The organism is Empedobacter stercoris, assembly GCF_025244765.1.
In the GTDB taxonomy this organism is placed as follows: Bacteria; Bacteroidota; Bacteroidia; order Flavobacteriales; family Weeksellaceae; genus Empedobacter; species Empedobacter stercoris.
The window spans coordinates 562,086-588,744 of record NZ_CP104209.1 but is presented as its reverse complement, the minus strand read 5'-3'; the positions used below and the strand labels follow the sequence as shown (position 1 = coordinate 588,744).

Here is a 26,659-nt window from a genome sequence, read left to right as displayed (position 1 = left end):
TTTTGAAAATTAACTTAGGTGGCCTTATCATTGAACAAGCAAATGCAGAAATTAGTATTCAGAACAGAGCTTTTCGAAATGGTGATGCTGTAAAAGAAATTTTACGATTTGTAAATGGTGAAATTATAGATTGGGAAGATCATTATTTTAATTTAATGGCCTCTATGCGTATTTATCGCATGAATATTCCATTAGATTTTACACCAGAATTTTTTCAAGAACAAATCAATTTAATAGCCGAAGCTAATCAAACTAAATCAGGTAAGGTCGAGTTTTTTGCCTTCCGAAATAATGAAGAAGATTATTTAAAAGCTTCAATTAATTATCTGATTTCTATTGAAAATAGTGAACAAGATTGGGAGTTTTTGCAAAGTGAAAACGAAATCGATGTTTATAAAGACTATGCTATCAACACAGCTTTTTATTCACTTGTTAACACGTATCGCCCAGAAGAAAATATTGCAGAAATCTACCGTTTAGAGAATGACTATGCAGATATTATTCTGTTGAATGCCAATAAAAAAATGGCACGTTCTTTACGAGGTGCTATTTTTGTGGTAAATGGAGAAACGATTCGTACACCCAAAAAGGAAGAAGGAGTAATAACAAGTGTTTTGCGAAATAATTTTATTACGAAGATCAATAAATCGGAAGAATTTAAAGTGGAGGAATCAGAAATTTTTCCATTCGAAATTCAGAAAGCAGAAGAAGTATTTATTTTGATAGATGGTATTGGGATATTACCAATTACCAAAAATAGAAAAAAAGAATATAATACGGATAAGACAAAGTTGATTTTTAGTTATTTGTAATTTAGAAATCAATTAATTCATAGAAGGATCTGCGGGGGTGTTTAACCAAATCAAGTTTTCACCTCCAAGTTTCTTCATCAAATTTTTCCACAAATCAGCATCCCATTCTTCGAAAATATCAAAATCTAAATCTCTTACCGTCCATGAATTATTTTTTAATTCGTCAGTAATTTGTTTAGGAGCCCAACCACAATAACCCATAAAAAACTTAATTTCATTCTCTTTTATCAACTTTTGATTTACCGCTTCTCGCACATCATCATAATTTCCAGACCAATATAAATTATGAATTATTTTTTCACTATTTCGTATTAAATCAGGGCGTTTGTGTAGATAATAAATATTTTCCTTATCAACTGGTCCACCTTCAAAAACAATAGAAGTGGATTCTATCTCAGAAACAAAAATACTAATAGGTATGTGTGAAGAATGATTAAGTACAAAACCAATATTTCCAGATTCTAAGTGTTCGGTAATTAAAATAACACTTCGTTGAAAAATATCATTATTTAATGTTGGTTTAGCGACTAAAATACTTCCTTTTTTTATACTTTTGATAGACATTTTGTTTCGGTTTTATAGTGTAAAATCTTAACGAAATAATGATTTGTAAATAAAAATATAAAATAAACATTAATGAAACAAGATTTAAGTTATAAAAGAAAAGTCTACGAAAAACAAGCCATGAATTTTGATTCGTTAAGAGAAAATCCTATCGAACAATTTCGTGATTGGTTCTTACAAGCTGAGGATTCTGATGGCGTAGATGAAGCAAACGCAATGTCTGTTGCAACGATTGGCGACGATGGTTTTCCGAGAACACGTGTCGTATTATTGAAAAGATATACAGATGAAGGATTTATTTTTTATACCAATTACAATAGTCAAAAAGGTAAAGCTTTGTTAGAAAATCCGAAAGTATGTTTATCATTTTTTTGGCCATTTTTAGAAAGACAAATTATTATAAAAGGTGTAGCTGAAAAGACGTCGGATAATAATTCGGACGGATATTTCGAAACACGACCTCGTAGTAGTCAGTTAGGAGCATGGATTTCTGCTCAAAGTTCTGTAATAGATGAACACCAAGATTTGGCTGCGGAAGAATTAGAGTTAGAAAAAAAATACGAAGGAAAAGAAATTCCTCGTCCAGAGCATTGGGGTGGATTTTTAATTCGACCAACAGAAATTGAGTTTTGGCAAGGACGTCCAAGTCGTTTACATGACAGAGTTCGTTATGTATTACAAGAAGATTTTGATTGGAAAAAAGAGCGTTTAGCTCCTTAAAAAAATAATAAAAGCCTCTAATTTAGAGGCTTTTTTATAGTATTGATTAAATTTAATCTTTCATTGCTTCACCCGCTTTACGATGTGTAAATTTACCGTAAATGTGTCTTCTTGCAAAGCGACTTGGTGAATCAGAATTTACCATTTTGATGTAGGTATTTTTAGGAACACCGAAATATTCGTAATGATTACCATCTAAATGTTCAACTTTCAAAATCTGTTCGTCCATGTAAAAATCATGAATGTTAGATTTTGTCGTAGTTGTCGTATATTCTTCTTTATTTTTTTCGTGTGTTTCAGGATTAACACTTACCAAAAAATGATACGCTTCAATCACGACTTTACTTTTTTCTTCAGCTTCTAATTTACCTGCTTCATCGTTCACAAATTTATCAGGATGCGCATCTTTCATCGTATTTCTGTAAATTGTTTTCAACTCTTTTAGAGTGACATTTTTATCAACTCCAAGTAATTTTCTGTGTTCTACAACGCTTTTCATAATTTTTTAACCCTTTTTTCGGTTTGCAAAAGTACGGAATATTAATCACGAAATACTTTTAATAGGAATAAGTTTGATTAAGATGATGATAAATGATTTTTTTTGTAAAAGAAAGTTGTAATTTTAGTGAAGCTAACACCAAACAAATAGAGATGAAGTTGAAAGATGTTCCAGCATTGAAAATTGCAATTTTAGATTTACCTACAAAAGAAAAAGACAAGCTTCTTTTGCGTCTTATAAATAAAGATGAAACGTTGGTAGAGCATTTACATTTTCAATTGTTAGAGGATGAAAGTGACTTGCAAGATCGAGTAAAAATAATTTACGAAAAGATTGATTTACAGTTCAAAAAGTCTAATCACTTAATTAATCAGATTAATATTATTCGAAGTCATAGACAATTATTGTTGACACTCAAAACACTGAGTGGAATTGTGAATTATCATGTTCAAATTACAAAAGACAAAGTGTCCGAATTTGAATTAAGAAAATATATTTTGCAAGAATCATTTACACGATATTCATATCTGTTTAATAAATATACAACAGGTGAAAATGCAGAAAAATTATTTAAATACCAAGCTGGAAGACTCAAATTAATTCAGTCTATTTTTGATAAATTTCACGAAGATTTAAAATATGATTACGAAAATGAAATTCAACAATTGAATGATTTTCTAAAAGAAACACCTTTAAAAAATAGTAGGATTGAATAAAAAAGAGAAAACTTTAATTGCTTTCTCTTTTTATTTATAGTTTTAAAAAATCGCTTCAGCAACCTTTTTTGTATTAATCGAGTTACTCATCGTATAAAAATGCAATCCAGGAACACCAAATTCCATTAACTCTTTACATTGCTGAACGCACCACTCCAAGCCAATTTCTTTAATCGCTTCTTTATCTTTTGCTTTCAACACTTCCATCGACAAAGATTCGGGTAAATCGATGTAGAAATTTTGTGGAATTTTAGTCAATTGATTAAAAGTTGTTAACGGTTTTATTCCAGGAATAATCGGAACGTTAATGTCCATTCCTCGACATTTTTGGACAAAATCAAAGTATTTCTGATTGTCAAAAAACATTTGTGTCACAATGTAATCAGCTCCCAATTCAACTTTCTTTTTCAAATAATGCAAATCTATTGCAAGGTTTGGCGATTCGAAATGTTTTTCAGGATAACCAGCTACACCCAAACAAAAATCCATCGGATGCGATTCTTGCAAATCATCATCCAAATAATTTCCAGTATTCAAAGCAGTAATTTGTTCAATTAATTCTGAAGCATACGCATGTCCACCAACTTCTGGCACAAATGATTTTTCAGATTTAATCGGATCTCCTCGTAAAACCAATACATTATCAATGCCCAAGAAATTCAAATCAATCAAAGCATCTTCTGTATCTTCTTTTGTGAAACCACCACAAATCAAATGCGGAATTGCGTCAACTTTATAGTGATTTTGGATAGCAGCACAAATCGCTACTGTACCAGGTCGTTTTCGCACTTGATACCGCTTCAACAAACCCTTCTCTTTTTGTTTGTAAATATACTCTTGTCGATGATAAGTCACATCGATAAAAGCAGGATTCAATTCCACTAAAGGATCCAAAGTTTTAAACGTTGCATTTACATCTTGACCTTTCAAAGGAGGTAAAATTTCAACAGAAAACAACGGTTTTCCATTCGCACGTTCTATATGTTCAGTAACTTTCATTCTTTATTTTATCGTTTAACGAAGTTCGAAGCTCGAATTCCAATTGTATATTTTCTTTTTTTAGGGCGTTCCCTTCGGGCGGGCTTTTCGTTACAATCTTTGCTGGTCAGCAAAGGATTTTCACTACAATCCCTAACGCATTTTTTTTGAAGTCAGAAGTTCGAAACTCGTGATTTGTTGTCATGCTGAGCTTGTCGAAGAATCTGACTAATTTCTAATCAGCCAAATTTGGTCCTAACCAACGTTCCGCTTTTTTTAAATTTATATTTTTACGTTGAGCAAAATCTTCTACTTGATCCATTTTAATTTTTCCGACACCAAAATATTTAGCTTTCGGATTCCCAAAATAATATCCCGAAACTGATGAAACAGGGTACATGGCTAACGAACTTGTTAATTCGATCCCAGCATTTTTCTCAACATCTAATATGTTAAAAATTGTTTCTTTCTCCAAATGATCAGGGCAAGCAGGATAACCAGGAGCAGGACGAATTCCTTTGTATTTTTCAGCAATTAATTCATTGTTTGATAAATTTTCGTCAGATGCGTATCCCCAAACTTCTGTTCGAACATATTTGTGTAAATATTCTGCATAAGCTTCAGCTAAACGATCAGCAATTGCTTTGACCATAATCGAATTGTAATCGTCCAAGTTCTTTTCGTACGCTTTAGCAACTTCTTCAATTTCTTGACCAGCAGTTACAGCAAAAGCGCCAATATAATCTTGTATAGTTGAATCTTTCGGTGCTATGAAATCAGCAATTGACATATTTGGTTGATCTTTCGATTTTTTCGCTTGCTGACGAAGTGTGTAGAATTCTTCTATTTTAAGATCGTTTTCATCAAACAATTCTATCGTGTCATCGTTTATCGTATTCGCTTTAAATAAACCGTAAACAGCTTTCGGTTTTGCTAAATTTTCGGCTTCGATTCTGTTTAACATTGACAATGCATCAATGTATAATTCTTTGGCATTTTCACCGACAAGTTCATCATCTAAAATCGCAGGGAATTTTCCATGTAAATCCCATGTTTTGAAAAAAGGAGTCCAGTCGATAAATTCTTTTAACTCAGTTACATTTGCTTGATGCGTAAATACACCCAATTGATTTGGTTTGAATGGTTTATTTTCTTCAAAATCTAATTGCAATTTATTTTTACGAGCTTCTTCAATTGTTAGGTATTCTTTTGCAACAGCGCGATTTAAGAAACCTTCTCTGATTTTAGTATAATCTGTTTCCGTTTCTGTAAATAATTCTGCTTGTTGTGAACCAATTAATTTTTGACAAACGGTAACCGAACGCGAAGCGTCTAATACGTGAATAGCTTTGTCATATTGCGGAGCAATTTTAACAGCGGTGTGGGCTTTTGATGTAGTCGCACCTCCAATCATTAATGGAATATCGAGATTTAAGCGTTTCATTTCTTTAGCAACATGTACCATTTCGTCTAAAGAAGGCGTAATCAATCCCGAAAGTCCAATTACATCGACTTTATTTTTTTGAGCTTCTTCTAAAATTCTTTCAGAAGAGACCATAACACCTAAATCAATAATTTCAAAACCATTACAGCTTAATACAACAGAAACAATGTTTTTTCCGATATCATGTACATCACCTTTAACGGTTGCCATCAATATTTTAGATGGTTCTTTGTCAGTTTTATTTCTTAGTTTTTCTTCTTCTAAATAAGGTGTTAAATAGGCTACAGCTTTTTTCATCACACGAGCCGATTTTACAACCTGTGGTAAGAACATTTTACCACTTCCAAATAAATCTCCTACGACATTCATTCCATCCATCAATGGACCTTCAATAACTTGAAGTGGTGACTTAATTTGATCTAATGCTTCAGCCGTATCTTCATCAATAAATTCAGTAATCCCTTTTACCAAAGCTATTTCTATTCGCTTTTCTAAAGGTAATTCACGCCAAGAATCATCTTTCTTTTTTTCTTTTGTAACACCTTTTAAATGTTCAGCAAAATCAATCAATCGTTCTGTGGCATCATCACGTCTATCCAATAAAACATCTTCAACATGTTCTAATAAGTCTTTTGGAATATCATCATAAATCTCAATCATTTCAGGATTAACGATTCCCATATCCATTCCGTGCTGAATTGCGTGGTATAAAAAGGCTGAGTGCATTGCTTCTCGAACTGCATTGTTACCACGAAACGAGAACGAAACATTGGAAACTCCACCCGAAACTAACGCATAAGGAAGATTTTCTTTGATCCATTTTGTCGCTTCAAAAAAGTCGATTGCATTTCGGCGATGTTCTTCCATTCCTGTTGCAACAGGGAAAATATTAACATCAAAAATGATGTCTTTTGGATTGAATTTTACTTGATTGACCAATATATCATACGAGCGTTTTACGATTTCAATACGACGTTGGTAATTATCAGCTTGACCTTTTTCATCAAATGCCATTACAACAGTTGCAGCACCGTAACGTTTGATTTTTTTGGCGTGCTCGATGAATAATTCTTCTCCTTCTTTTAAAGAAATAGAGTTGACAATTGCTTTTCCTTGTACATTTTTTAATCCAGCTTCGATGATTTCCCATTTAGAAGAATCAATCATGATGGGAACTTTTGAAATATCAGGCTCGGAAGCAATTAATCGTAAATATTTTACCATTGAAGCTATACCATCAAGCATACCTTCGTCCATGTTGATGTCGATAATTTGTGCGCCACCATCTACTTGATCACGCGCAACTTGAAGTGCTTCTTCAAATTTTTCTTCTTTGATTAATCGTAAGAATTTTTTTGAACCAGTTACATTTGTGCGTTCTCCAACGTTTACAAAGTTTGAATTTTCGCGTACAATTAATGGTTCTAATCCAGAAAGTTGAATTTTTACGCTTGACATGCAACATTGATTTTTCGAGGTTCGTATTCTTTTGCTAAATCTGCCATTAATTTGATATGATCTGGTGTTGTTCCGCAACAACCACCAATAATATTGACCAATTTCTTGTCTAAAAATGGACGAATATGTTCACGCATCATTTCTGCTGTTTCGTCATATCCACCAAAAGCATTAGGTAAACCTGCATTTGGATATGCACTTACATAAAAAGGAGCTTTTTCTGCTAAAACTTCTAAGTATGGAATTAAATCTGTAGCACCTAACGCACAATTTAAACCAACTGAAAGTAAATCAATATGTTCTAAAGAAATAAGGAATGCCTCAGTTGTTTGTCCAGAAAGTGTGCGTCCAGATTTATCTGTTATCGTACCTGAAGCCATTAATGGAACGTTGATTCCAGTTTTTTCGATCGCATCTTGAATTCCATAAAATGCTGCTTTAGCATTTAGGGTATCAAAAATAGTTTCAACTAACAATACATCAACACCTGCTTCTAACATTGTTTTAGCTTGTCGAAAATAAACATTAGCTAAAGTGTCAAAATCGATGTCACGGTAACTTGGGTCATTCACTTGAGGTGAAATCGATGCTGTTTTATTTGTAGGACCTAAAGAACCAACAACAAATCGAGGTTTGTCTGGAGTAGAATATTCCGCACAAGCTTCTTTCGCTAAACGAACGGCTTCCGAATTTAATTCATCAACTAAATCAACCATATCATAATCAATCATCGAAATGATATTCGCATTAAATGTATTTGTTTCAATTAAATCTGCGCCAGCAGCTAAATACTCTCTATGAATATCTTTGATAATTTGTGGTTGTGTTAACACCAATAAATCGTTATTTCCTTTTAAAGATGTATGGAAATTTCTGAATCTTTCTCCTCTGTAATCTTCCTCTTGCAAATTGTGCTTTTGGATCATTGTTCCCATAGCACCATCTAAAATAACAATACGTTCTTTTAGTATATCGTTTAATTTCATTTTACTATTTTATTAAAACCTTATGGGAAGAATTGCGAGGTAAGTCCTTATCTTTCTCTTTTTTGAGTAGGATGTAGCACCCAACTTTCCTTTGGGTTGCCAAGATATCTACGGGCCTAATCCCTCCATCTATTCTTTATAAGGTTATCTGCAAAATTATCCATTCCTTTTAAAATAAAAAAATGATAATCATTATAATTATTATTTGAAGAAGACATGTCAAAATAAGTTAATCATTCCATAAACTTAACCTGATTATTTTTGGTTGTAAAATCATTAACATAGAAAAATATTCTTACAATACGTTAATTGATGTAAAAAATATCTTTAATACTTATTTAAGGTGTTTTAAATTAGAATATTATTAGGTTTTTTGAATTTTCCAGAATTAATTAGAAGATTTGTTTTTACTTTTTAATCATTTTTATAGAATCAAATCATTAAATAATAAAAATTTTAGAAAATAATTCTGAAATTAAATCATATTAGAACTTTAATTAGAAAATTATAAACAAATGTATGTTTTAATATTTGGAAAATTGAAATAGTTTGTACTAAATTTGCCCTCAGAAATAGCTCAAGTAAAATTTTATATTTTATCAAGAAAAGTGGAGGGAAATGGCCCTAAGAAACTTTAGCAACCTGATTACAATCAAGGTGCTAATTCCATCCTGTTAAGGGAAGATAAATAACTACGATAACCATCATTCAGTATTATTCTTAATACAACTGATTCAATTGTTATTATTTTAAAATTTCCTTTTTTCTTCACATTTTCTGATAAAATCAATAGTAAAGAAATAAATAAATGAAAAAAATAAATATCGGATTATTCGGATTTGGCGTAGTAGGAGAGGGGATTTATAAGGTTTTAGAAGAGAAACCACAATTAAATGCAGCGATTAAAAAAATTGTAATTAAAGATGATTCAAAAACACGAAATGCACCAGCTGAATTATTTTCAACAAATGCAGAAGATATTTTAAATGATGATGAAATAAATGTTGTGGTAGAATTGATTTCTGATGCAGATGCAGCTTATGATATCATCAAAAAAGCTTTTGTTAATGGGAAACATGTCGTAAGTGCCAATAAAAAATTGATTGCTGACCATCACAAAGAATTATTAGAATTACAAGAACAAAACAATGTTTCTTTCCTTTATGAAGCCTCTGTTTGTGGTTCTGTACCAATTATTCGAAATTTAGAAGAATATTTCGATAATGATTTATTGAATTATGTTTCTGGAATCGTGAATGGAACAACAAATTACATCTTGACTAAAATGGCGAATGAAAATGAATCGTATCAAGATGCTTTGAAAGCAGCACAAGAAAGTGGTTTTGCTGAAGCTGATCCAACGGCAGATGTGGAAGGTTTTGATGCAGCGAGTAAATTGTCGATTATTACATTACATGCTTTTGGTAAAAAAATTGAAGTAGAAGCTATTATTCGTAAAGGGATTACTGCTTTGAAAGTTGAAGATTTTAAATATGCGAACGAAAAAAATTACACAATTAAGCTAATTGCGAATTCAAAAATAAATCATCAAACAGGAGAAATTACGTCTACAGTTTTACCAACTTTTGTTGAGCTTAATAAAACGATTGCTTTAGTAAATAATGAATACAATGGTGTATTGATCGGAAGTTCGCTTTCCGATGAGCAGTTTTTATATGGAAAAGGAGCTGGGCGTTTCCCTACATCTTCAGCGGTTTTGAGTGATATTTCTGCGTTGAAATATGACTATAAATATTCGATTCGAAAATATGAAAATCAACACGAGGGTATTTTTAATCAAAATGGGAAAAAACGTGTTTACATTGGATTTGAAAACCAAACAGATGATGTTTCAAGTTTTTTTGAGGAAATAGAAGAACGTTATCAGAGTAAAAATTACAACCATATAGTTGGTGTAATTGATATTGAGAAGCTTAAACAAAAAGAAATTATAGAAAATACAAATCTTTCAATAATTGCTTTTGAGTAATATTTAGGATAAAAAGCCTTAAATTATCTTGAGGCTTTTTTTAAATCTAAAAATGTCCCGTCCTGAAATAGCGATACAAAAAAGAAATCGTTATTATGGAAGAAAGAAGCAATTATGTCAAACGTACTCAGCGCGATTACAGTATGTCTTTTAAGTTGAATGTTGTAAAAGAAATTGAGTCTGGGGAATTATCTACTGTGGGCGCTTGCCGTAAGTATGGCATCCAAGCCCGAAGTACAGTTATGAGTTGGCTCAGAAAATTTGGTACCTTTGATTGGGAGAACCAAACACCCTCGAATATGCCAAAGTCACCAGAACAAAAGATCATGGAGCTTGAAGCCCAAGTAAAGCTTTTGCAAAAGCAGAAGGCTTTCCTTGAGAAACAAGCTTATGTGGCTGATAAAAAAGCCATTATTTTCGATATGATGATTAACCTTGCCGAAGAGGAATATCAAATTGATATACGAAAAAACTCACCACCCGAACTATCGACTCTTTCCGAATGGAACAAAAAGAAACCATAAGTTTCTCCTGTGAATTGTTCGGGGTTGACCGACAGGTTTATTATCGTCATTTGAAACGAAGAGCAAAGCGGCAACAAAATGCACAGCAGGTTGTGGATTGGGTAGCAGAGCTGCGAATGATTCATCCAAAAATGGGTGGAAAGAAACTGTATTTTCTTTTGAAAGAGAAACTTGAAAATTTAAGAATTGGCAGAGACAAATTCTTTGACTTCTTAAGGGCTAACCATTTGTTAATCATTCCCAAAAGAAGTTATCACAAAACTACCAATTCGTATCATCGTTTTAAGAAACATAAAAATTTAATTAAAGATTATCAATGCAGAAAACCAAATAATGTATGGGTGTCGGATATCACCTACTTGGGAAACAGAGAAAACCCAGCCTATTTAAGCTTGATAACCGATGCTTATTCTAAGAAAATCGTAGGCTTTGATGTGTCGGATTCTTTGGCTACAGCATCTTGTTTAAATGCTTTAAAAATGGCATTGAAAAAAGAAAACCCGAAGAGTCTTATTCATCACTCGGACAGAGGTTTACAATATTGTTCCGATGATTATCAAAAGCTATTGAAAAAGCATAAAATCCGTTGTAGTATGACACAAGAATCAGATCCTTATGAGAATGCCATAGCCGAAAGAATCAATGGAATTTTAAAACAGGAATATGATATTGATAAATTTAATGTAGATTTGAATACAAGAAAGATTTTGGTCAAACAAACCGTAGAGATTTATAATGAGTTAAGACCGCATTTGTCAAACTATTATTTAACACCGATGCAAATGCACCAGCAACAAGATTTAATACCAAAATCGTACAAAAAGAAAAACAGTACAAATACGAATATATGTACTGTTTAAAATAAAATTTTATTGGTCTAATCCTGTATCATTTTTTCAGGACGTTACAAAATTAGGGCCTTTAAAATACTTTTCCAATAGGATTTTAAATGATTTGTTTTTAATAAGTCCAGAATAGGTCATTTCTATTCTAAGATCTTTTGAGATTAAAACCCAATACGGATAATTAATCTGTTCGTTTGTTGAAATAAATTCCTCAACAAAAGCATGTAGTTTTTCTTTAGGTTGATAAACTTTTTCTAAAAAATAAATAGTATCATGCGACTCTGCATCTACTTCTAAATAATAAACTTCGTTATTTAAAAAGTGGAATAAACTCTTATCTTTTTCAATTTGTTTTTTTTTGAATTAAGCAATAGCTGCACCACTTTGTTGAAAAAAAGAGCAATATAGGTTTCGGTTTTTCATGGAAATTAGAATTTAATTTATCGAATGAAATTTGTGCTTGACTATAAATTGATAACAGTAGAAAAATGATGTGTAATTTTTTCATTATTTTAAGTTATAACGAATTCCGAAAAAACCACGAGTACCCTGCATTGCTGTATAACTGTAATCATTTGGTTCAAAAATAACATCATTCCTACCTTGTGGAGGTGTTACGCCATTTCCCGGTTCTCCAAAAGGATCCCACCAACGAGCAATGACATCACCTTTTGGTAAGACATTAAAAAGATTTTTTACGCCACCATAGATTTCAATATTGTTTTTAAATGATTTGGTAAATTGAATATTTGCTATAAAAGTTGGTTTTGAATATTCTGGACGATAATCATTTTCCACACGAGGTAATTTCATTTTGTCATTATAATTGGCGGTTAAATCAACACTTAAATTTTTTTTGAATGCATAACTTGCTAAGAAATTTCCAGACCATTTTGGAGCATGATATTGTACTTCTTTTTTTCCATTTTCGTTTTTGTACACATCCATATAGGTTGCGCCAAGCGTTATTTTTAGCGGAAAATCAAATGTTGCATCTATGTTCAAAGATACCCCTTGAGAAATTGCGTGTCCGTTTAAATTGTCGTAGATAATCTTTGTTTCATCTGTGTCTGTGTTCGCAATAATTTTATTTGTGAAATAAGAATAGAATGTCGTGAAATCAAAGTTTAATGCTGCAAAAGAAGTAGGTAATTTGAATACATAATTAATATTACCATTATATGATTTTTCAGGTTTTAATTCATTTTCAAAAACTACTTGTCTAGCGCCAGTTAATGCACGATGATCTTCTGTGAAAACATTTACAACACGAAATCCCGTACCAAAACTAGCTCTAAAAGTATGATAAGATGAAGGTGAAAGTTTGTATGCAATTCTTGGAGAATGTATTCCTTTATGTGTTTTATCGTAATCAAATCGATAACCAAGTAATAGTTTATTTTCAGCATTCAAAGTCCATTCGTCTTGTAGAAAAACACCAGGAATAGGAGTATTCATTGGATTGTTCTTGATTAGATTATTATGTTCATCATATTCTCCAGTACCTCTTGTGTTATCATCGTAATACGTATATTTAAATGAAGATCCTAAAAGTAAACTATGTTGTCCAATTATTTTATTCCAATAAGCTTGAGCAAAAATAACTTGTTGTTTTCCTTGATAAGATTCTGAACCATAAAATGAATTCTGTTGATGAAAATTATACGAAAATTGAGTTATTATTTTCTCTTTTAGAGGTAATTGATACATTCCGATCGCTTCAAAACGATTTGTCATAATACTTTCGCCATAAACTTCATCACCTCCTCTATGTAATTTACGTTTCCAGCTCGTTTCACCTCCCCAACGATCTTCGTATAAATAGCGTAAAGCAACTGATGCTGTTCTATTTTCTTGACGTTCAAAATCAAATTTATTGAATAAAGTGACACGATCTTGTAGAGTTACATCCGTAAATCCGTCGTTATTTTTATCTTTTTTATTTCCATATTTAAAGTAATTAAAACCAAATAAACTATTTACCTTTTCTCCTAAATTATATTTGTATCCACCATCAAGATTGGTTTCTAACCATGAAGTTGTAAAAGCATCTATAGATAATTTCGGAGCAGATTTCGGAGATTTTGTAATCACATTAATTATTCCTCCCATAGCTTCTGTTCCATAAAGGGAAGATGCTGGCCCTTTTACGACTTCTATTCGTTCAACCAAAGAATTCGGAATTCCACTCAATCCATAAACTGTAGATAGAGAAGAAACAATAGGCATTCCGTCTATTAAAATCATGGTGTAAGGGCCTTCCATTCCATTTATATGGATATCTCCAGTATTGCATACATTACAATTGAGTTGAGGTTGAACTCCATTGATTAATTGTACAGCATCAAAAAGTGATGAGGTTGGATTTTTTTTTAAAAAATTTGTAGTGTAAATTTCAATAGGCACGGGGCTATCAGATTTTTTTATAGCTTTCATAGTGCCTGTAACTACCACTTCATTTAATTTTTCGGTAGAATCTTTTACTATTAAACTATCATTATTTATGTTTTGGGAGAGTGCAAGTAATGGTAAAGTTGAAATGAGGATGCTTAAAGTATTTTTCATGCGATATTTATTAGGCTAATTTAAAAGTTAGACAAATCTAATAAAAATATTTATTAAATGAAATTTAAATAATTTTCTATATTTTCAGTTATATTTGTTTTATGAATTCATTAGTCGAAGAAAATTACTTAAAAGCATTATTTCATTTATCTGGAAATGGAAAAGGAGAAGTTAATGTAAAAGAGTTAAGTAAGCATTTAGAGATAAAAATGCCTACGGTAAATAGTATGATGAAAAAATTAGCTGAAAAAGAATTGGTGATCTATGAATCGTATAAACCACTTCGGTTATCTGATAAAGGAATTTTGAAAGCATCTTTGATTGTACGAAAACATCGATTAACGGAAATGTTTTTGGTCGAAAAAATGGGATTTGGTTGGGAAGAAGTACATGAAATTGCAGAGCAAATAGAACATATTCAAAGTCCTTCTTTTTTTGATAAAATGGATGAAATTTTAAATTATCCCAAATTAGATCCACATGGCTCGCCAATTCCAGATAAATATGGAAATGTAGAGTTTGTTCACTATAAAAAATTGTCTGAATTTCAAAAAGGAGATTTAGTTGAAATTTGTGCTGTTATAGGTTCTTCGGATGAATTTTTAAAATATCTGAATTCGAAAAACATTCAGCTAAATGATAAAATAAAGATCATTTCAATTGAGGAATTTGATGGAACTATGACGGTAGAATTTCTTGAAACAAATGAAGTTGAAACTTTTAGTAATCATGTAACGTCAAGGTTGTTAGGTAAATAATGATTGCGCAATTAATATTTTCAACGTTATTACTCTTATATTTTTTAGGATTTGGATTCCTTTTTCAAAAAATATTCCCAAAAATAAATTCGTCAATTTCTTTTGTTATTTTGAACGGGATGATAGGAGTAGGACTTCTCAGTTTTCTACTTGCATTTTTTATCCCTTTAAATTTTACTTACGAAGCAATTTTAATTCTTATTTCTATTCTTTCCTTAATTTATCATAGAAAAGAGGTTCAAAAATATGTGAAAGAGTTGAGAAATATTTCACGATATTTTTATATATTTTCTTTTTTAGGCTTGTTGGTTGCAACAACTTATCCGTTTATTTTAGACCATTTTGGTTACTACATTCCGACGATAAAATGGTTGGATTTTGCTGGTTTTGTAAAGGGACTTTCTAATTTAGAATGGGTTTTAGCACAAAATAGTTTTTGGCATATTTTACAAGCTGCTGTTAACGAGAGTTTGGATGTTTATTATCGATTAAACATAAGTTTATTTATTGTTTTTAATTTATATGTATTTGATAAAAAGTGCTACAAATTGTTGTTTTTTAACACTTTGTTTTTATTTTTTTTAAATTCTCCTTCTCCCGATTTACCTGTTTTTGTTATAACAATTTTACTAATTAATGAATATTTAAATCAAAAAGGAAAAGTTTCAGACTATTTATTTTATTCGACAATTTTGGTTGTCATAAAACCAATTAGCATTTTTCTACTGATTTTTTTCTTAATTGAATATTTGAAGAATAAAGAATATAGATTTTTGAAGGATAAAAACATTCTTTTAATCATATTTTTTACTTTTTTGTTTTGTTGCAAAGGAATTATTGTTTCTTCAAATCCTTTATTTCCTATAAGCTTCAGTTCTATTGAAAATCTCCAATGGAGTTCGCCGAAAAGTATGTATGATATCTCGAAATTAAATGGAAAGTTTATTCCTCTAAAGGATTCTTTTACATTTGAAGAGGTAATGAAAATGAATTCATTTGAATATTTATATGCAATTTTGTTTCAGAATGCTGTGCGGTCAATTATATTATTATTCATTATAGGATTTACACTTTTAACAACAATAATTAGTTTTTTCTACAAAAAATCGACCATTCAATTATTAATATTTTGTTGCTGGATAAAGTTATTTGCAATGCTATTTTTATCGCCTCAATTTAGATTTCTTTTAGATATTTTGGTTATTGATGTTGTACTAATTTTAAGTATTTTTAATCATAAAACCTATTTTCAGTTTTCAAAAGGAATAAGTTTTTTAGGTGTCTTTGCAGTTTCTCTTTTTATTTTATTTCCAAACTTAGGTAGATTAAGTTCAAATTCAATACGATCTTTTTCTTATCAAAAAAAAATAGAATTAAAGCAACTTTTACAGCCAGGTACTTACAGAGAAATACCAACATTAGAAAAAAAAATAGGAAATATTTTATATAATTACCCTACAAATTATCCCTTGATTTATAACTCTCCTGTACCTGCGATTAGTACTTCGACTTTGAATAGTTATTTAATATATAATGGTTATCCGCAACAAATAGATTCTTTAAATGTGAAAAATGGATTTTATTTTGTTCAGATGAATGAAAATGAACGAAAAAAAATAACTGAATTTTTGATGCAAGAACAAAAAAAGCAAGCTAATTAGCTTGCTTTAAGTATTATTGTGCTTTACCTTTTACTCTGAAGATTTTACGAGAAGAGGTTGCATCATTAGATGTGATTGTGACAGATTTATTAAAATCCCCTGCCATAGAACCACTCGAATATTTTACTGTGATATCTGCAGATGCGCCTGGAGCTATTGGGGTTTTAGGGTAATCAGGAGCTGTACATCCACAAGATCCTACAACACTTTTAAGAACTAAAGGCTTGTCTCCTGTATTTGTTACTTTAATTTTTGAAGTAACATCTGTATTCAATTTAATATTCCCAAATTGAATTTCTTCTTTATCTAAACTAAGCGTTTGAGCAAATGCACTCGAAATACCTAATGCAAAAACACTTACAAACATTAATTTTTTCATAACGATAATTAATTTATAATCAAAGTTAAGCAAATAATCCAAAAAAGAATGCTTTTTTTGTATTTTAGTAAGTATAAAAAAACATTAATATGAAAACAGTAATTATTCCATTATTACTTTTAACTTTTAATAGTGTCGATGCGCAGATATCTTCAACAGCAACTGTTAATGAATATAATTTGCAAACGTTAGTAGCAGAATTGAAACAACAAAAATATACAGATGGTTCTACAAATAAGAATGAGTATTTTGATGTAAACTTTTTACCTGCGAGTATTGATGGCTTCAAAGAAAAAGAAAATTTTAGATATAATGCCTTATTTGATGATTTCGAATTTTTACGCGATGGTTATTTATATAAAATGAATAAATATTCTGATCAAATAATTAGGTTTGACAATGGGAAAATTTATAAGTATGTAAATTTTATAGAAGGAAGTGTGGTGTCTTCAAGGTATTTGCAAGTATTAACACCAATGGATGCTAAAATAGTACTTTACAAAAAGTTAACGATAGATGGAATTGATGGATTAGGAGCAAGTGGTTTAAATGCTTCAAATAAAACAAGTTATTATAAACAAGATAAATTACAGATTGGATTTGATGATAAATTGTTTAACGTACCAAAATCAACAAAAAAGTTTGGAGAATTTACTGATAAAAACGTAGCAGAAATTGTAAATAATAATAAACTTAATCTGAAAAAAGAGCAAGATTTAATTTTACTTATCGAGTTGTTGAATAAATAAACAAATTCTTTATTAGTTAAGAAATATTGGGCAGATTGTGTAAATTTGCCCAAATTTGTTTTTAAGTTATAAATAAATAATGGAAATCGCATCGAAATATACGCCGACAGAGGTAGAAGGAAAATGGTATGAATACTGGATGGAGAAAAAATATTTTAAATCTACACCAGACCAAAGAAAAGCTTACACAATTGTAATTCCACCGCCAAACGTCACAGGTGTCTTACATATGGGACATATGTTAAATAACACGATTCAAGACGTTTTGATTCGTCGTGCACGTATGCGTGGCTTCAATGCATGTTGGGTTCCCGGAACAGACCATGCTTCAATTGCTACTGAGGCAAAAGTAGTTGCGAAATTAAAAGAAGAAGGTGTTTCTAAATTTGATATCGGACGCGAAAAATTCTTAGAACACGCTTGGGATTGGACACATAAGCATGGTGGTATCATCTTGGATCAATTAAAGAAATTAGGTGCTTCTTGTGATTGGGATCGTACAAAATTTACAATGGATCCTGATTTATCTGAATCTGTTCAACGTGTATTTATCGATTTATACAACAAAGGTTTAGTGTATCGAGGGTATCGCATGGTAAATTGGGATCCAGAAGCAAAAACAAATATCTCTGACGAAGAGGTGGTTTACAAAGAGAAAAACGGAAAATTATACCACTTAAAATATCAAGTTGTAGGTTCTGACAAATATATCGTTGTAGCGACAACTCGTCCAGAAACTATTTTTGGGGATACTGCTGTTTGTATCAATCCAAACGATGAGCGTTACGAATGGTTAAAAGGACAAAAAGTAATTGTTCCTTTAGTTGGTCGTGAGGTAAATATCATCGAAGATGAGTATGTGGATTTAGAATTCGGAACAGGATGTTTAAAAGTAACGCCAGCTCATGATACGAATGACTACGAATTAGGAAAGAAACACAACTTAGAGTTCATCGATATCTTTACGGATGATGCAAAATTAAACGATTACGGATTAAACTATGCCGGAATGGATCGTTTCAAAGCGCGTAAAGAAGTTGAGAAAGAATTAGAAGAAAAAGGTTTACTTGAAAAAGTAGAAGATTATAAAAATAATGTAGGAACATCTGAAAGAACAGGAGCGGTTATCGAGCCTAAAATCTCGAATCAATGGTTCTTAAAAATGACAGATTTAGCAAAACCTGCATTAGATAACGTAATGAACGACACAATTAAATTTCACCCAGCGAAATTTAAAAATACCTATCGTAACTGGATGGAGAATGTAACAGATTGGAACATTTCTCGTCAATTATGGTGGGGACACCAAATTCCTGCATTTTTCTATGGTGAAGGAAACGAAGATTTCGTTGTTGCTTTAACAAAAGAAGAAGCATTACCATTAGCACAAGAAAAAACAGGAAATACTGCTTTAACTATTGAAGATTTACGTCAAGATGAAGATGCATTAGATACTTGGTTCTCTTCTTGGTTATGGCCAATTTCAGTTTTCGATGGAATCAATAATCCAGAAAACGAAGAAATCAATTATTACTATCCAACACAAGATTTAGTAACTGGTCCAGATATTATTTTCTTTTGGGTGGCACGTATGATTGTTGCTGGATACGAATATCGTAACGAATTGCCTTTCGAAAATGTATATTTCACAGGTATCGTTCGTGACAAACAAGGTCGTAAAATGTCGAAATCTTTAGGGAATTCGCCAGATCCGATTGAGTTAATGAACGAGTACGGAGCCGATGCTACGCGTATGGGAATGTTATTAACAGCTCCTGCTGGAAATGATTTACCATTTGATGTGGAGCTATGTTTACAAGGACGTAACTTCGCCAACAAAATTTGGAATGCTTTCCGTTTAATTAAAGGTTGGGAAGTTAAAGAAGATTTAGAACAAACTACAGCGCAAGCAAAAGCAGTAAACTGGTTCGAAAATAAATTCCAACAAACCTTAGCAGATATCGAACATAACTACGATCAATACCGTTTATCAGATTCGTTAATGGCAATCTATAAATTAATTTGGGATGATTTCTGTTCGTGGTATTTAGAAGTGATTAAACCAACTTTTGGAGAACCAATTGATCGCAAAACATTTGATGCAACGATTGGTTATTTAGAAAATGTATTGAAAGTTTTACATCCATTTATGCCTTTCTTAACAGAAGAAATTTGGCATTTAATTGCTGAAAGAACGGATGACGAAGCTTTAATTGTTTCGAAGTATCCAGAAATTACATCTTTTGATGAAACGATTATCAAAAATTTTGAAAATACGAAAGAAGCAACAACAGCAATTCGTGGTTTACGTTCAGAAAAAGGAATGTCTCCAAAAGAAGCATTAGAAGTTTTTGCTGATACACAAGCTACTAACGAAATCTATGTAGATGTATTCTCGAAATTAGGAAATGTTTCTAACTTCAATACTGGAGATAAACCAGAAAAAGGTTTTGCTTTCCGTGTAGGTACATTAGAATTTATGATTCCTATGTCTGATAATATTGATGTTGAAGCTGAACGCGAGAAATTACAAAAAGAGTTAGAATACTATCAAGGTTTCTTAAATTCTGTTCGTAAAAAATTATCTAATGAAAAATTTGTTGCTGGAGCGCCAGAACAAGTTATTGGTGCAGAACGAAAAAAAGAAGCAGACACATTGGCTAAAATTGCTCAAATCGAAGAGCAATTACAAGCTTTATAATCTTAGATTAGATTTTAGTATAAAGATTTAACCACTCCTTTTGGAGTGGTTTTTTTTATGTATTTAATTTTAATTGAAAAGTATATTTCTTAACTTTGCAGACCTTTTTACAAAAACTTAATGCAGTATTTAGAACTACTTTTAATCGGAATTTTTACAGCTTTTATTGGATCATCCATTCCTGGATTATTGAATATGACGGTGGTGAAAATTGGTAAACAAGAAGGAACTAAAAGTGCATATACCTTTATGTTAGGAACAGCAATTACAATCGCGATTCAAGTTTATTTAGCCATTTTTTTAGCAAAATTCATTAATTTTAATGAAGAAGTAACTAAAATTTTCCGGCAAGTAGGATTAACAGTTTTTGTAATGATTACGATATATTTTCTATTTTTTGCGAAAAAACAAGACCTAAAAAAGAAAAATAAAAGACTAAAACAACAAGGAGATGTCAAACAGAAGAATAAGTTTTTATATGGATTATTGTTATCAGCTGTAAATGTTTTTCCGATACCTTTTTATGTCTTTTTAAGCGCAACTTTAGTTTCATATAAAATTACGGTTTTTGGTCAACCTAATAGCTCTATTTTTGCATTAGGCGTAGTGATTGGTTCGATGATAATTTTTAGTTTGTATCTTAAATTTTTCAATTCAAAATCAGAAGAAAATTCATTTATTCTAAAAAATATCAACTATGTCATTGGCGGTGTAACGAGCGTAGTTTCTATTTTGACGATTTATCAACTGTTTCTCTAAGAATTTATTTCTAACTAAAGATTGTATTCTCTATCGCTTTATTTATTAAGATTCATTCAAAATAACTTTAATTAATCTTAAAAAGTGCTTTTTCATTTTTACGATTGAATTAAATAAACTAAAATTCCAAAAAAAATCATTAAATTAACATTTCTAAAATGTTTAAAATGGCTGATTTTAAAACGGAAATTGATAAGATTTACGAACTGCAATTCAAGAATAAATCAACTATTCGAAATTTAACTATTGCTCAACGCAAAGTATTTTTGCTAAAATTAGAACAATCAATTCTTAATCACCGAATTGAAATTGAGCAAGCATTGTTTATTGATTTGAGAAAATCAAAAGTTGAATCAGATTCAACTGAAATTTTCCCTGTTTTATCAGAAATTAGGTTATTTCGAAAAAAGTTGAATCGCTGGTCGAAAATAAAATCTGTTTCTAATAATCTTCTTTTTTTTGGTTCGAAAGCAAAAATTCAGCCCGAAGCTTTAGGTAATTGTTTGATTATTTCGCCATGGAATTATCCTTTTCAGTTATGTTTACTACATCTTGTAGCATGTATTTCAGCTGGAAACACAGCCATATTGAAGCCTTCAGAATTTTGTCCAAATGTTTCTAAACTACTTGATAAAATTATATCCGAAGTTTTTGAACAAAATCATGTTGCAGTTATTGAAGGGCAAGTTGATGAAACCACCTATTTATTAGCCAAAAAATTTGACCATATTCATTTTACAGGATCTCCGAAAGTTGGTAAAATTGTAATGCAAGCAGGAGCTAAGCATCTTTCTTCTGTGACATTAGAATTAGGAGGTAAATCGCCTTTGATTATTGATGGATCAATTCCGATGCAAGAAGTGGTAGAGAAAGTTGTTTGGGGTAAATTGATCAATTTGGGACAGACTTGCATTGCGCCAGATTATATAGTGATTAAAGAAGAGTTCAGCGATCAATTTGTAGATGTTTTTATTACACATGTCGAAAATATTTTTGGAAAAAATCCTTCTCAATCAGAGGATTTGGCTCGAATAGTAAATGTTCAAAATTACAATCGATTAAAAAATTTGATCACCGATGCTTTAGAAAAAGGTGCGAAATGCCCGTTTGGAAATGAATATAAAGAGGATGAACTATACATTAAACCAACTTTATTAATTGATATACCGAAAGATGCTTTAATAGAAAATGAAGAAATTTTTGGTCCAATACTTCCTATCTATACATTTAAAGAGATTAATGAAGTAATTGAGTATATTAATTTGAAAGAAAAGCCTTTAGCTTTATATTTATTTTCTAATAACTTGGTTTTTATTGAAGAAGTTAAAAATCAAACATCTTCAGGATCTGTCGTAATAAATGAAACTTTAGTTCATATTTTACATCCGAATTTACCATTTGGAGGAGTTAATCATTCAGGAATTGGTGCGTCAACTGGTTATGAAGGGTTTAAAGATTTTTCACACATGAAGCCAGTCTTACACGTAAATCGTATTTTATCGCCATCCAAATTTCTTAATTATCCGTATACTTCTACAACCCAAAAGGTAATTGATTTTTTGATGAAATATTTTTAAAATCATTTCAACCGTTTTAATCTTATATTTGTTTTATACAACTATCAACGTTATTTTTGTAATTAAATCATATAAAATTGTTATCAAAAAAAACAAAATACGGACTAAAAGCGATGGCTCATTTGGCCAGACAAGAAAGTAGTAAGCCAGTATTGATTGGGCAAATTTCTGAAAAGGAAGTTATCCCTAAAAAATTCTTGGAAGCAATTTTATTGGATTTAAAAAAAATGGGATTTGTCAATTCAAAACAAGGAAAAGGTGGTGGCTATTATTTAGCAAAAGAAGCAAAGGATATTAGTTTAGCCTCTTTGATTCGTGTTTTAGAAGGTCCAATTGCGCTTTTACCCTGTGTTAGTAAAAATTATTACGAAAAATGCGACGATTGCCCCAACGAAGGCGTTTGCACTTTGAATAAGGTAATGGTAGAATTAAGAGATTCGACATTAGAAATCCTTGAAAATAAATCATTAGAAAGTTTAAAATAAATTTTGCCTGAAATTTTTCAGGTTTTTTTATTGGTAAATTTTATAAGAACAAGGAAAAATAGTGTAACACTATTTCAGGAATAATTTCTAATTTCGAACATTTGTATTTCATGAAAAATAAATCCATTCAACAAGAGTTTAACTTACTTTTAAATCAACACGATTTTAACACACATGGCTATCTATTAGCTGTAAGTGGGGGAGTTGATAGTATGATTTTGTTGGATTTATTTCGTCAAACTTCTGCAAATTTTCAAGTGGCTCATTGTAATTTTCAATTGCGTGGAGTAGATGCAGATAAAGATGAGGCATTAGTGAGAGAATATTGTGGAAAATTGAATATTCCCTTTCATTCGGTTCGTTTTGACGTTGCAGCTTATCAAAAAACAGGTAATTATTCGGTAGAAATGGCTTGCCGAAATTTGCGTTATGATTGGTTTGAGCAAGTTCAGCAACAAAATCATTTGGATATTTTGGTTACCGCGCATCATTTGGATGATAATATCGAAACGTTTTTGATTAATCTATCTCGTGGAACAGGTTTGAAAGGTTTGATTGGAATGCAAACTGATAATGGAAAAATATTCCGTCCGCTTTTAAACTTTACAAAAAATGAGTTGTTAGTATATGCAGAAGCAAATGAAATTAGTTGGCGAGAAGATTACACAAATGCGACAGATGAATATACCAGAAATAAAATTCGTCATCATATTACACCTGTTTTAAAAGAACTTCATCCTCAGTTTGATGAGAATTTTTTGGCAAGTTTAAGTCATATCAATGATAATTATCAAATTATACAAAATAAAGTAGAAGAAGTCAGAACTGATTTATTTTCAGGAGATAATCCAATAAAGATTGAAATTAATCCATTAAAATCACTTCAACCTTTAGAAACTTTTTTGTATTATTTATTCGAAAAATATGGTTTTTATTCGAGTAAAGAACTTCTGAAATTTTTGGATGCGGAAACGGGAAGTGAAATAAAATCAACAACTTATCGATTGGTTAAAAATCGAGAGAATTTGTTGCTTCAACCAATAGAAGAAGAAAATGAAGACGAAATAACAATTTTTGATGATTTAATTGAAATCAATTCGTTAAATTTGAAGTTCGTGAAATCGATAAATCCACACGAAAACGCTACAGAAATAGTAGACTTTACATCAATTTTGTTTCCACTTAAACTAAGAAAAGTGAAAGAGGGAGATTTCTTTTATCCAATCGGAATGAATGGACAAAAAAAACTGATGAGTAAGTTTATGAAAGATTTGAAACTCTCTAAGTTAGAAAAAGAGAAGGTATGGTTGCTTTGTGACCAAAAAGATCAAATTATTTGGGTGGTGAACCATCGTTTGGATGAACGTTTCAAAACAACAGAAACAAGTAAAAACTTTTTAAACATTACAGTATGTTAAAGAAACTTTGGATACTTTTTTTGTTTCCAATTTTAGTCAACGCACAATTATTTAGTCCTGCAAAATGGTCGAGTTCGGTGAAGGAGGTTGGACAAAATGAGTTTGAAATTGAGGTAACAGGAAAAATTGATAAAGGTTGGCACCTTTATTCATCAAAACATCCTGATGGAGGAATAGGAATTCCAGCAAGTGCAGCATTTAAACCAGCTGCCAATGCAAAATTAGTTGGTGGAGTACGAGAAATAGGAAAACGTATCGATAAATACAGCCAGATTTTTGAACAAGATGAAAAGTATTTTGAGAACCAAGTAAAATTTGTTCAGAAAGTAAAAGTTACAGGTGATAAACCTGTAAATATTTCGTACACAATCGAATTTCAGATGTGTGATGCCGAACGTTGTTTGCCACCAGATGAAACAAGTGGTAGCGTAAAATTAACGCCAACTGCACAAGTTGAAGAAACAAAAGAGGAGTTAAAAATAGAAGAAACTGTAGCTGAAATAAAAGATACAGTAGTTGAAAAAGAAATTGTACAAGACACTATTGAAGTTGATTCTGTAGCAGCTGTTCCTGCAACTCAAGATAGTATCAAAAAGGTAGATGAGTCTTTATTAGCAGATAACGAAAAACATGATAATGGATTAATAAAAATCTTTTCATTAGGATTTTTAGGAGGTTTAGCAGCTTTGTTAATGCCTTGTATTTTCCCAATGATTCCTTTAACTGTAAGTATGTTTACGAAACAAAGTAAATCGAAAGGTGAAGGGGTTGGAAAAGCATTTATTTATGGTTTATCCATTATTGTTATTTATGTTGCATTAGGATTATTAGCAACAGTAATTTTTGGCCCATCGGTACTAAATGAAATGTCAACAAATCCATGGGTAAACTTAGCTTTCTTTGTTATTTTCATTGTGTTTGCTATTTCATTTTTCGGAGCTTTCGAATTGACATTACCAAGTAAATGGGTAAATGCAGCTGATAAAGGAGCTGATAAAGGAGGATTAATCGGAATTTTCTTTATGGCGTTTACTTTAGCATTGGTTTCATTCTCTTGTACAGGACCAATTATTGGATCATTATTAGTACAAGCAACGCAAGGAGGAAATTATTATTCATTAATTGTAGGAATGCTTGGGTTCTCTTTGGCTTTAGCCATTCCATTTACATTATTTGCAATGTTCCCAGGATGGTTAAATTCGATGCCAAAATCTGGAGGATGGTTAAATACAATCAAAGTATCGTTAGGGTTTATTGAATTAGCCTTTGCTTTAAAATTCTTATCAAACGCAGATTTGGTATGGCAAATGAATTGGTTACCAAGAGAAATTTTCTTAGCATTTTGGATTGCAATTTTTATCTTCTTAGGTTTATATTTATTAGGTAAATTTAGATTAGAATTAGATTCGCCTGTGCAAACGATTGGCGTGCCAAGAATGTTGTTTGCATTATTATCGATAACTTTTGCAATTTATATGATTCCAGGTTTATGGGGAGGTCCATTAAAATTGTTAAGTGGATTAACGCCACCAATGACCTATTCTGAATCGCCACGTGGTTTCCACGAAGGTGTAGGAGGTGGACAAACAACTGCTAAATTTGATGATCCAAATATGGTTGCTGGACCTCATGGAATTCCTGCTTTCAAAGATTTTGAACAAGGAGCTGCATACGCAACAAAAGTTAACAAACCAATTTTGTTAGATTTTACGGGACATGCTTGTGCAAATTGTCGTAAAGTTGAAGAACGTGTTTGGAGCGATGAGCGTGTGAAAAAGATGTTGACTGAAGATTTTGTTTTAGTTTCGTTATACGTTGATGAGCAAACTCCTTTACCAAAGGAAGAACAAGTTTTTTCAAAACATTTAAATAATAGAACTTTAAAAACAGTTGGTAATAAATGGACAGCTTTCGAGATTGAACATTTTAATGCCAATGCACAACCATACTATATTGTGGTTGACAAAGATTTGAATCGTTATTCTAAACCATTAGAAGCAGAGCTTGATATAGAAGTTTACTTGAAATGGTTACAAGATGGTATTGTAAAATATAAATCGAAATAATTATC

At 31.2% G+C, this 26,659-nt stretch carries 22 protein-coding genes and 2 riboswitches; of the genes, 15 read left to right on the top strand and 7 right to left on the bottom strand.

The features are described 5' to 3' along the window. The first annotated feature begins 2 nt into the window (after nucleotides 1-2). The gene (locus NZD85_RS02715; RefSeq protein ID WP_171622798.1) at nucleotides 3-812 is read left to right on the top strand and encodes an aminotransferase class IV; all 810 of its coding nucleotides are present in this window, start codon (nucleotides 3-5) and stop codon (nucleotides 810-812) included. Nucleotides 813-824: 12 nt separating this feature from the next. Here NZD85_RS02715 and NZD85_RS02710 read toward each other — a convergent pair whose 3' ends face one another. Beyond that, complete coding sequence (locus NZD85_RS02710) at nucleotides 825-1,376, bottom strand: YqgE/AlgH family protein (RefSeq protein WP_260543274.1); 552 nt, start codon at nucleotides 1,374-1,376, stop codon at nucleotides 825-827. Between the two features lie 72 nt (nucleotides 1,377-1,448). On the opposite strand from NZD85_RS02710, the gene pdxH reads away from it, so the two are divergent. Next, nucleotides 1,449-2,096, top strand: coding sequence for a pyridoxamine 5'-phosphate oxidase (pdxH, locus tag NZD85_RS02705; protein ID WP_171622800.1), 648 nt, complete (start codon nucleotides 1,449-1,451; stop codon nucleotides 2,094-2,096). Between the two features lie 52 nt (nucleotides 2,097-2,148). Here the strand turns inward: pdxH and NZD85_RS02700 are convergent, their stop codons facing one another. Further along, a complete protein-coding gene (locus NZD85_RS02700) occupies nucleotides 2,149-2,595 on the bottom strand; it encodes a KTSC domain-containing protein (protein ID WP_171622801.1) in 447 nt (148 codons plus the stop codon). A 92-nt stretch (nucleotides 2,596-2,687) separates the two neighbouring features. On the opposite strand from NZD85_RS02700, the gene NZD85_RS02695 reads away from it, so the two are divergent. Continuing rightward, nucleotides 2,688-3,311, top strand: a complete 624-nt coding sequence (locus NZD85_RS02695; RefSeq protein WP_225541876.1) for a hypothetical protein — start codon at nucleotides 2,688-2,690, stop codon at nucleotides 3,309-3,311. 42 nt (nucleotides 3,312-3,353) lie between these two features. On the opposite strand, the gene metF is transcribed toward NZD85_RS02695, so the two are convergent. The 3 genes from metF to NZD85_RS02680 form a co-directional block, all read right to left on the bottom strand. Then, nucleotides 3,354-4,310 (bottom strand): methylenetetrahydrofolate reductase [NAD(P)H], encoded by a 957-nt coding sequence (gene metF, locus NZD85_RS02690; RefSeq protein WP_260543272.1) that lies wholly within the window; start codon nucleotides 4,308-4,310, stop codon nucleotides 3,354-3,356. Between the two features lie 214 nt (nucleotides 4,311-4,524). Beyond that, nucleotides 4,525-7,191 carry a methionine synthase gene (gene metH, locus NZD85_RS02685; protein WP_260543270.1) on the bottom strand — a complete coding sequence of 889 codons (2,667 nt, stop codon included), beginning with the start codon at nucleotides 7,189-7,191 and terminating at the stop codon, nucleotides 4,525-4,527. Further along, a complete protein-coding gene (locus tag NZD85_RS02680) occupies nucleotides 7,179-8,177 on the bottom strand; it encodes a homocysteine S-methyltransferase family protein (RefSeq protein ID WP_260543268.1) in 999 nt (332 codons plus the stop codon). The genes metH and NZD85_RS02680 overlap by 13 nt, the downstream gene beginning before the upstream one ends. A gap of 44 nt (nucleotides 8,178-8,221) precedes the next feature. After that, nucleotides 8,222-8,322: riboswitch (SAM riboswitch) on the bottom strand. A 448-nt stretch (nucleotides 8,323-8,770) separates the two neighbouring features. After that, nucleotides 8,771-8,868, top strand: a riboswitch (SAM riboswitch). Between the two features lie 117 nt (nucleotides 8,869-8,985). Here NZD85_RS02680 and NZD85_RS02675 point away from each other — a divergent pair. From NZD85_RS02675 to NZD85_RS02665, 3 genes are all read left to right on the top strand, one after another. After that, nucleotides 8,986-10,167, top strand: a complete 1,182-nt coding sequence (locus tag NZD85_RS02675; RefSeq protein WP_260543266.1) for a homoserine dehydrogenase — start codon at nucleotides 8,986-8,988, stop codon at nucleotides 10,165-10,167. Between the two features lie 95 nt (nucleotides 10,168-10,262). Continuing rightward, nucleotides 10,263-10,691, top strand: coding sequence for a helix-turn-helix domain-containing protein (locus NZD85_RS02670; protein ID WP_260541613.1), 429 nt, complete (start codon nucleotides 10,263-10,265; stop codon nucleotides 10,689-10,691). Continuing rightward, the gene (locus tag NZD85_RS02665) at nucleotides 10,670-11,551 is read left to right on the top strand and encodes an IS3 family transposase (RefSeq protein WP_260541612.1); all 882 of its coding nucleotides are present in this window, start codon (nucleotides 10,670-10,672) and stop codon (nucleotides 11,549-11,551) included. The genes NZD85_RS02670 and NZD85_RS02665 overlap by 22 nt, the downstream gene beginning before the upstream one ends. Before the next feature lie 492 nt (nucleotides 11,552-12,043). On the opposite strand, the gene NZD85_RS02660 is transcribed toward NZD85_RS02665, so the two are convergent. Beyond that, nucleotides 12,044-14,101 (bottom strand): TonB-dependent receptor plug domain-containing protein, encoded by a 2,058-nt coding sequence (locus NZD85_RS02660; RefSeq protein WP_260543264.1) that lies wholly within the window; start codon nucleotides 14,099-14,101, stop codon nucleotides 12,044-12,046. Between the two features lie 101 nt (nucleotides 14,102-14,202). Between NZD85_RS02660 and NZD85_RS02655 the strand changes: the two genes are divergently transcribed. Then, nucleotides 14,203-14,859 carry a metal-dependent transcriptional regulator gene (locus tag NZD85_RS02655; RefSeq protein WP_260543263.1) on the top strand — a complete coding sequence of 219 codons (657 nt, stop codon included), beginning with the start codon at nucleotides 14,203-14,205 and terminating at the stop codon, nucleotides 14,857-14,859. Next, on the top strand, nucleotides 14,859-16,520 hold the full coding sequence (locus NZD85_RS02650; RefSeq protein WP_396127080.1) for an LIC_10190 family membrane protein: 1,662 nt from the start codon (nucleotides 14,859-14,861) through the stop codon (nucleotides 16,518-16,520). Before NZD85_RS02655 ends, NZD85_RS02650 begins: the two co-directional genes overlap by 1 nt. 13 nt (nucleotides 16,521-16,533) lie before the next feature. Here the strand turns inward: NZD85_RS02650 and NZD85_RS02645 are convergent, their stop codons facing one another. Continuing rightward, nucleotides 16,534-16,899, bottom strand: a complete 366-nt coding sequence (locus tag NZD85_RS02645) for a DUF1573 domain-containing protein (protein WP_188319976.1) — start codon at nucleotides 16,897-16,899, stop codon at nucleotides 16,534-16,536. An 89-nt stretch (nucleotides 16,900-16,988) separates the two neighbouring features. On the opposite strand from NZD85_RS02645, the gene NZD85_RS02640 reads away from it, so the two are divergent. The 7 genes from NZD85_RS02640 to NZD85_RS02610 all read left to right on the top strand — a co-directional run bounded on the left by NZD85_RS02640 (nucleotide 16,989) and on the right by NZD85_RS02610 (nucleotide 26,654). Continuing rightward, the gene (locus NZD85_RS02640; RefSeq protein WP_260543261.1) at nucleotides 16,989-17,648 is read left to right on the top strand and encodes a hypothetical protein; all 660 of its coding nucleotides are present in this window, start codon (nucleotides 16,989-16,991) and stop codon (nucleotides 17,646-17,648) included. A 79-nt stretch (nucleotides 17,649-17,727) separates the two neighbouring features. Then, a complete protein-coding gene (locus NZD85_RS02635) occupies nucleotides 17,728-20,349 on the top strand; it encodes a valine--tRNA ligase (RefSeq protein ID WP_260543259.1) in 2,622 nt (873 codons plus the stop codon). Nucleotides 20,350-20,469: 120 nt separating this feature from the next. Then, complete coding sequence (locus tag NZD85_RS02630; protein ID WP_260543257.1) at nucleotides 20,470-21,108, top strand: LysE family transporter; 639 nt, start codon at nucleotides 20,470-20,472, stop codon at nucleotides 21,106-21,108. A 167-nt stretch (nucleotides 21,109-21,275) separates the two neighbouring features. After that, nucleotides 21,276-22,685 (top strand): aldehyde dehydrogenase family protein, encoded by a 1,410-nt coding sequence (locus NZD85_RS02625; protein ID WP_260543255.1) that lies wholly within the window; start codon nucleotides 21,276-21,278, stop codon nucleotides 22,683-22,685. Nucleotides 22,686-22,762: 77 nt separating this feature from the next. Continuing rightward, nucleotides 22,763-23,170 carry an RrF2 family transcriptional regulator gene (locus NZD85_RS02620; RefSeq protein ID WP_225541888.1) on the top strand — a complete coding sequence of 136 codons (408 nt, stop codon included), beginning with the start codon at nucleotides 22,763-22,765 and terminating at the stop codon, nucleotides 23,168-23,170. Between the two features lie 110 nt (nucleotides 23,171-23,280). Continuing rightward, nucleotides 23,281-24,588 (top strand): tRNA lysidine(34) synthetase TilS, encoded by a 1,308-nt coding sequence (gene tilS / locus NZD85_RS02615; RefSeq protein ID WP_260543251.1) that lies wholly within the window; start codon nucleotides 23,281-23,283, stop codon nucleotides 24,586-24,588. Next, nucleotides 24,582-26,654 carry a protein-disulfide reductase DsbD family protein gene (locus NZD85_RS02610; protein ID WP_260543248.1) on the top strand — a complete coding sequence of 691 codons (2,073 nt, stop codon included), beginning with the start codon at nucleotides 24,582-24,584 and terminating at the stop codon, nucleotides 26,652-26,654. Before tilS ends, NZD85_RS02610 begins: the two co-directional genes overlap by 7 nt. Nucleotides 26,655-26,659: the final 5 nt, after the last annotated feature.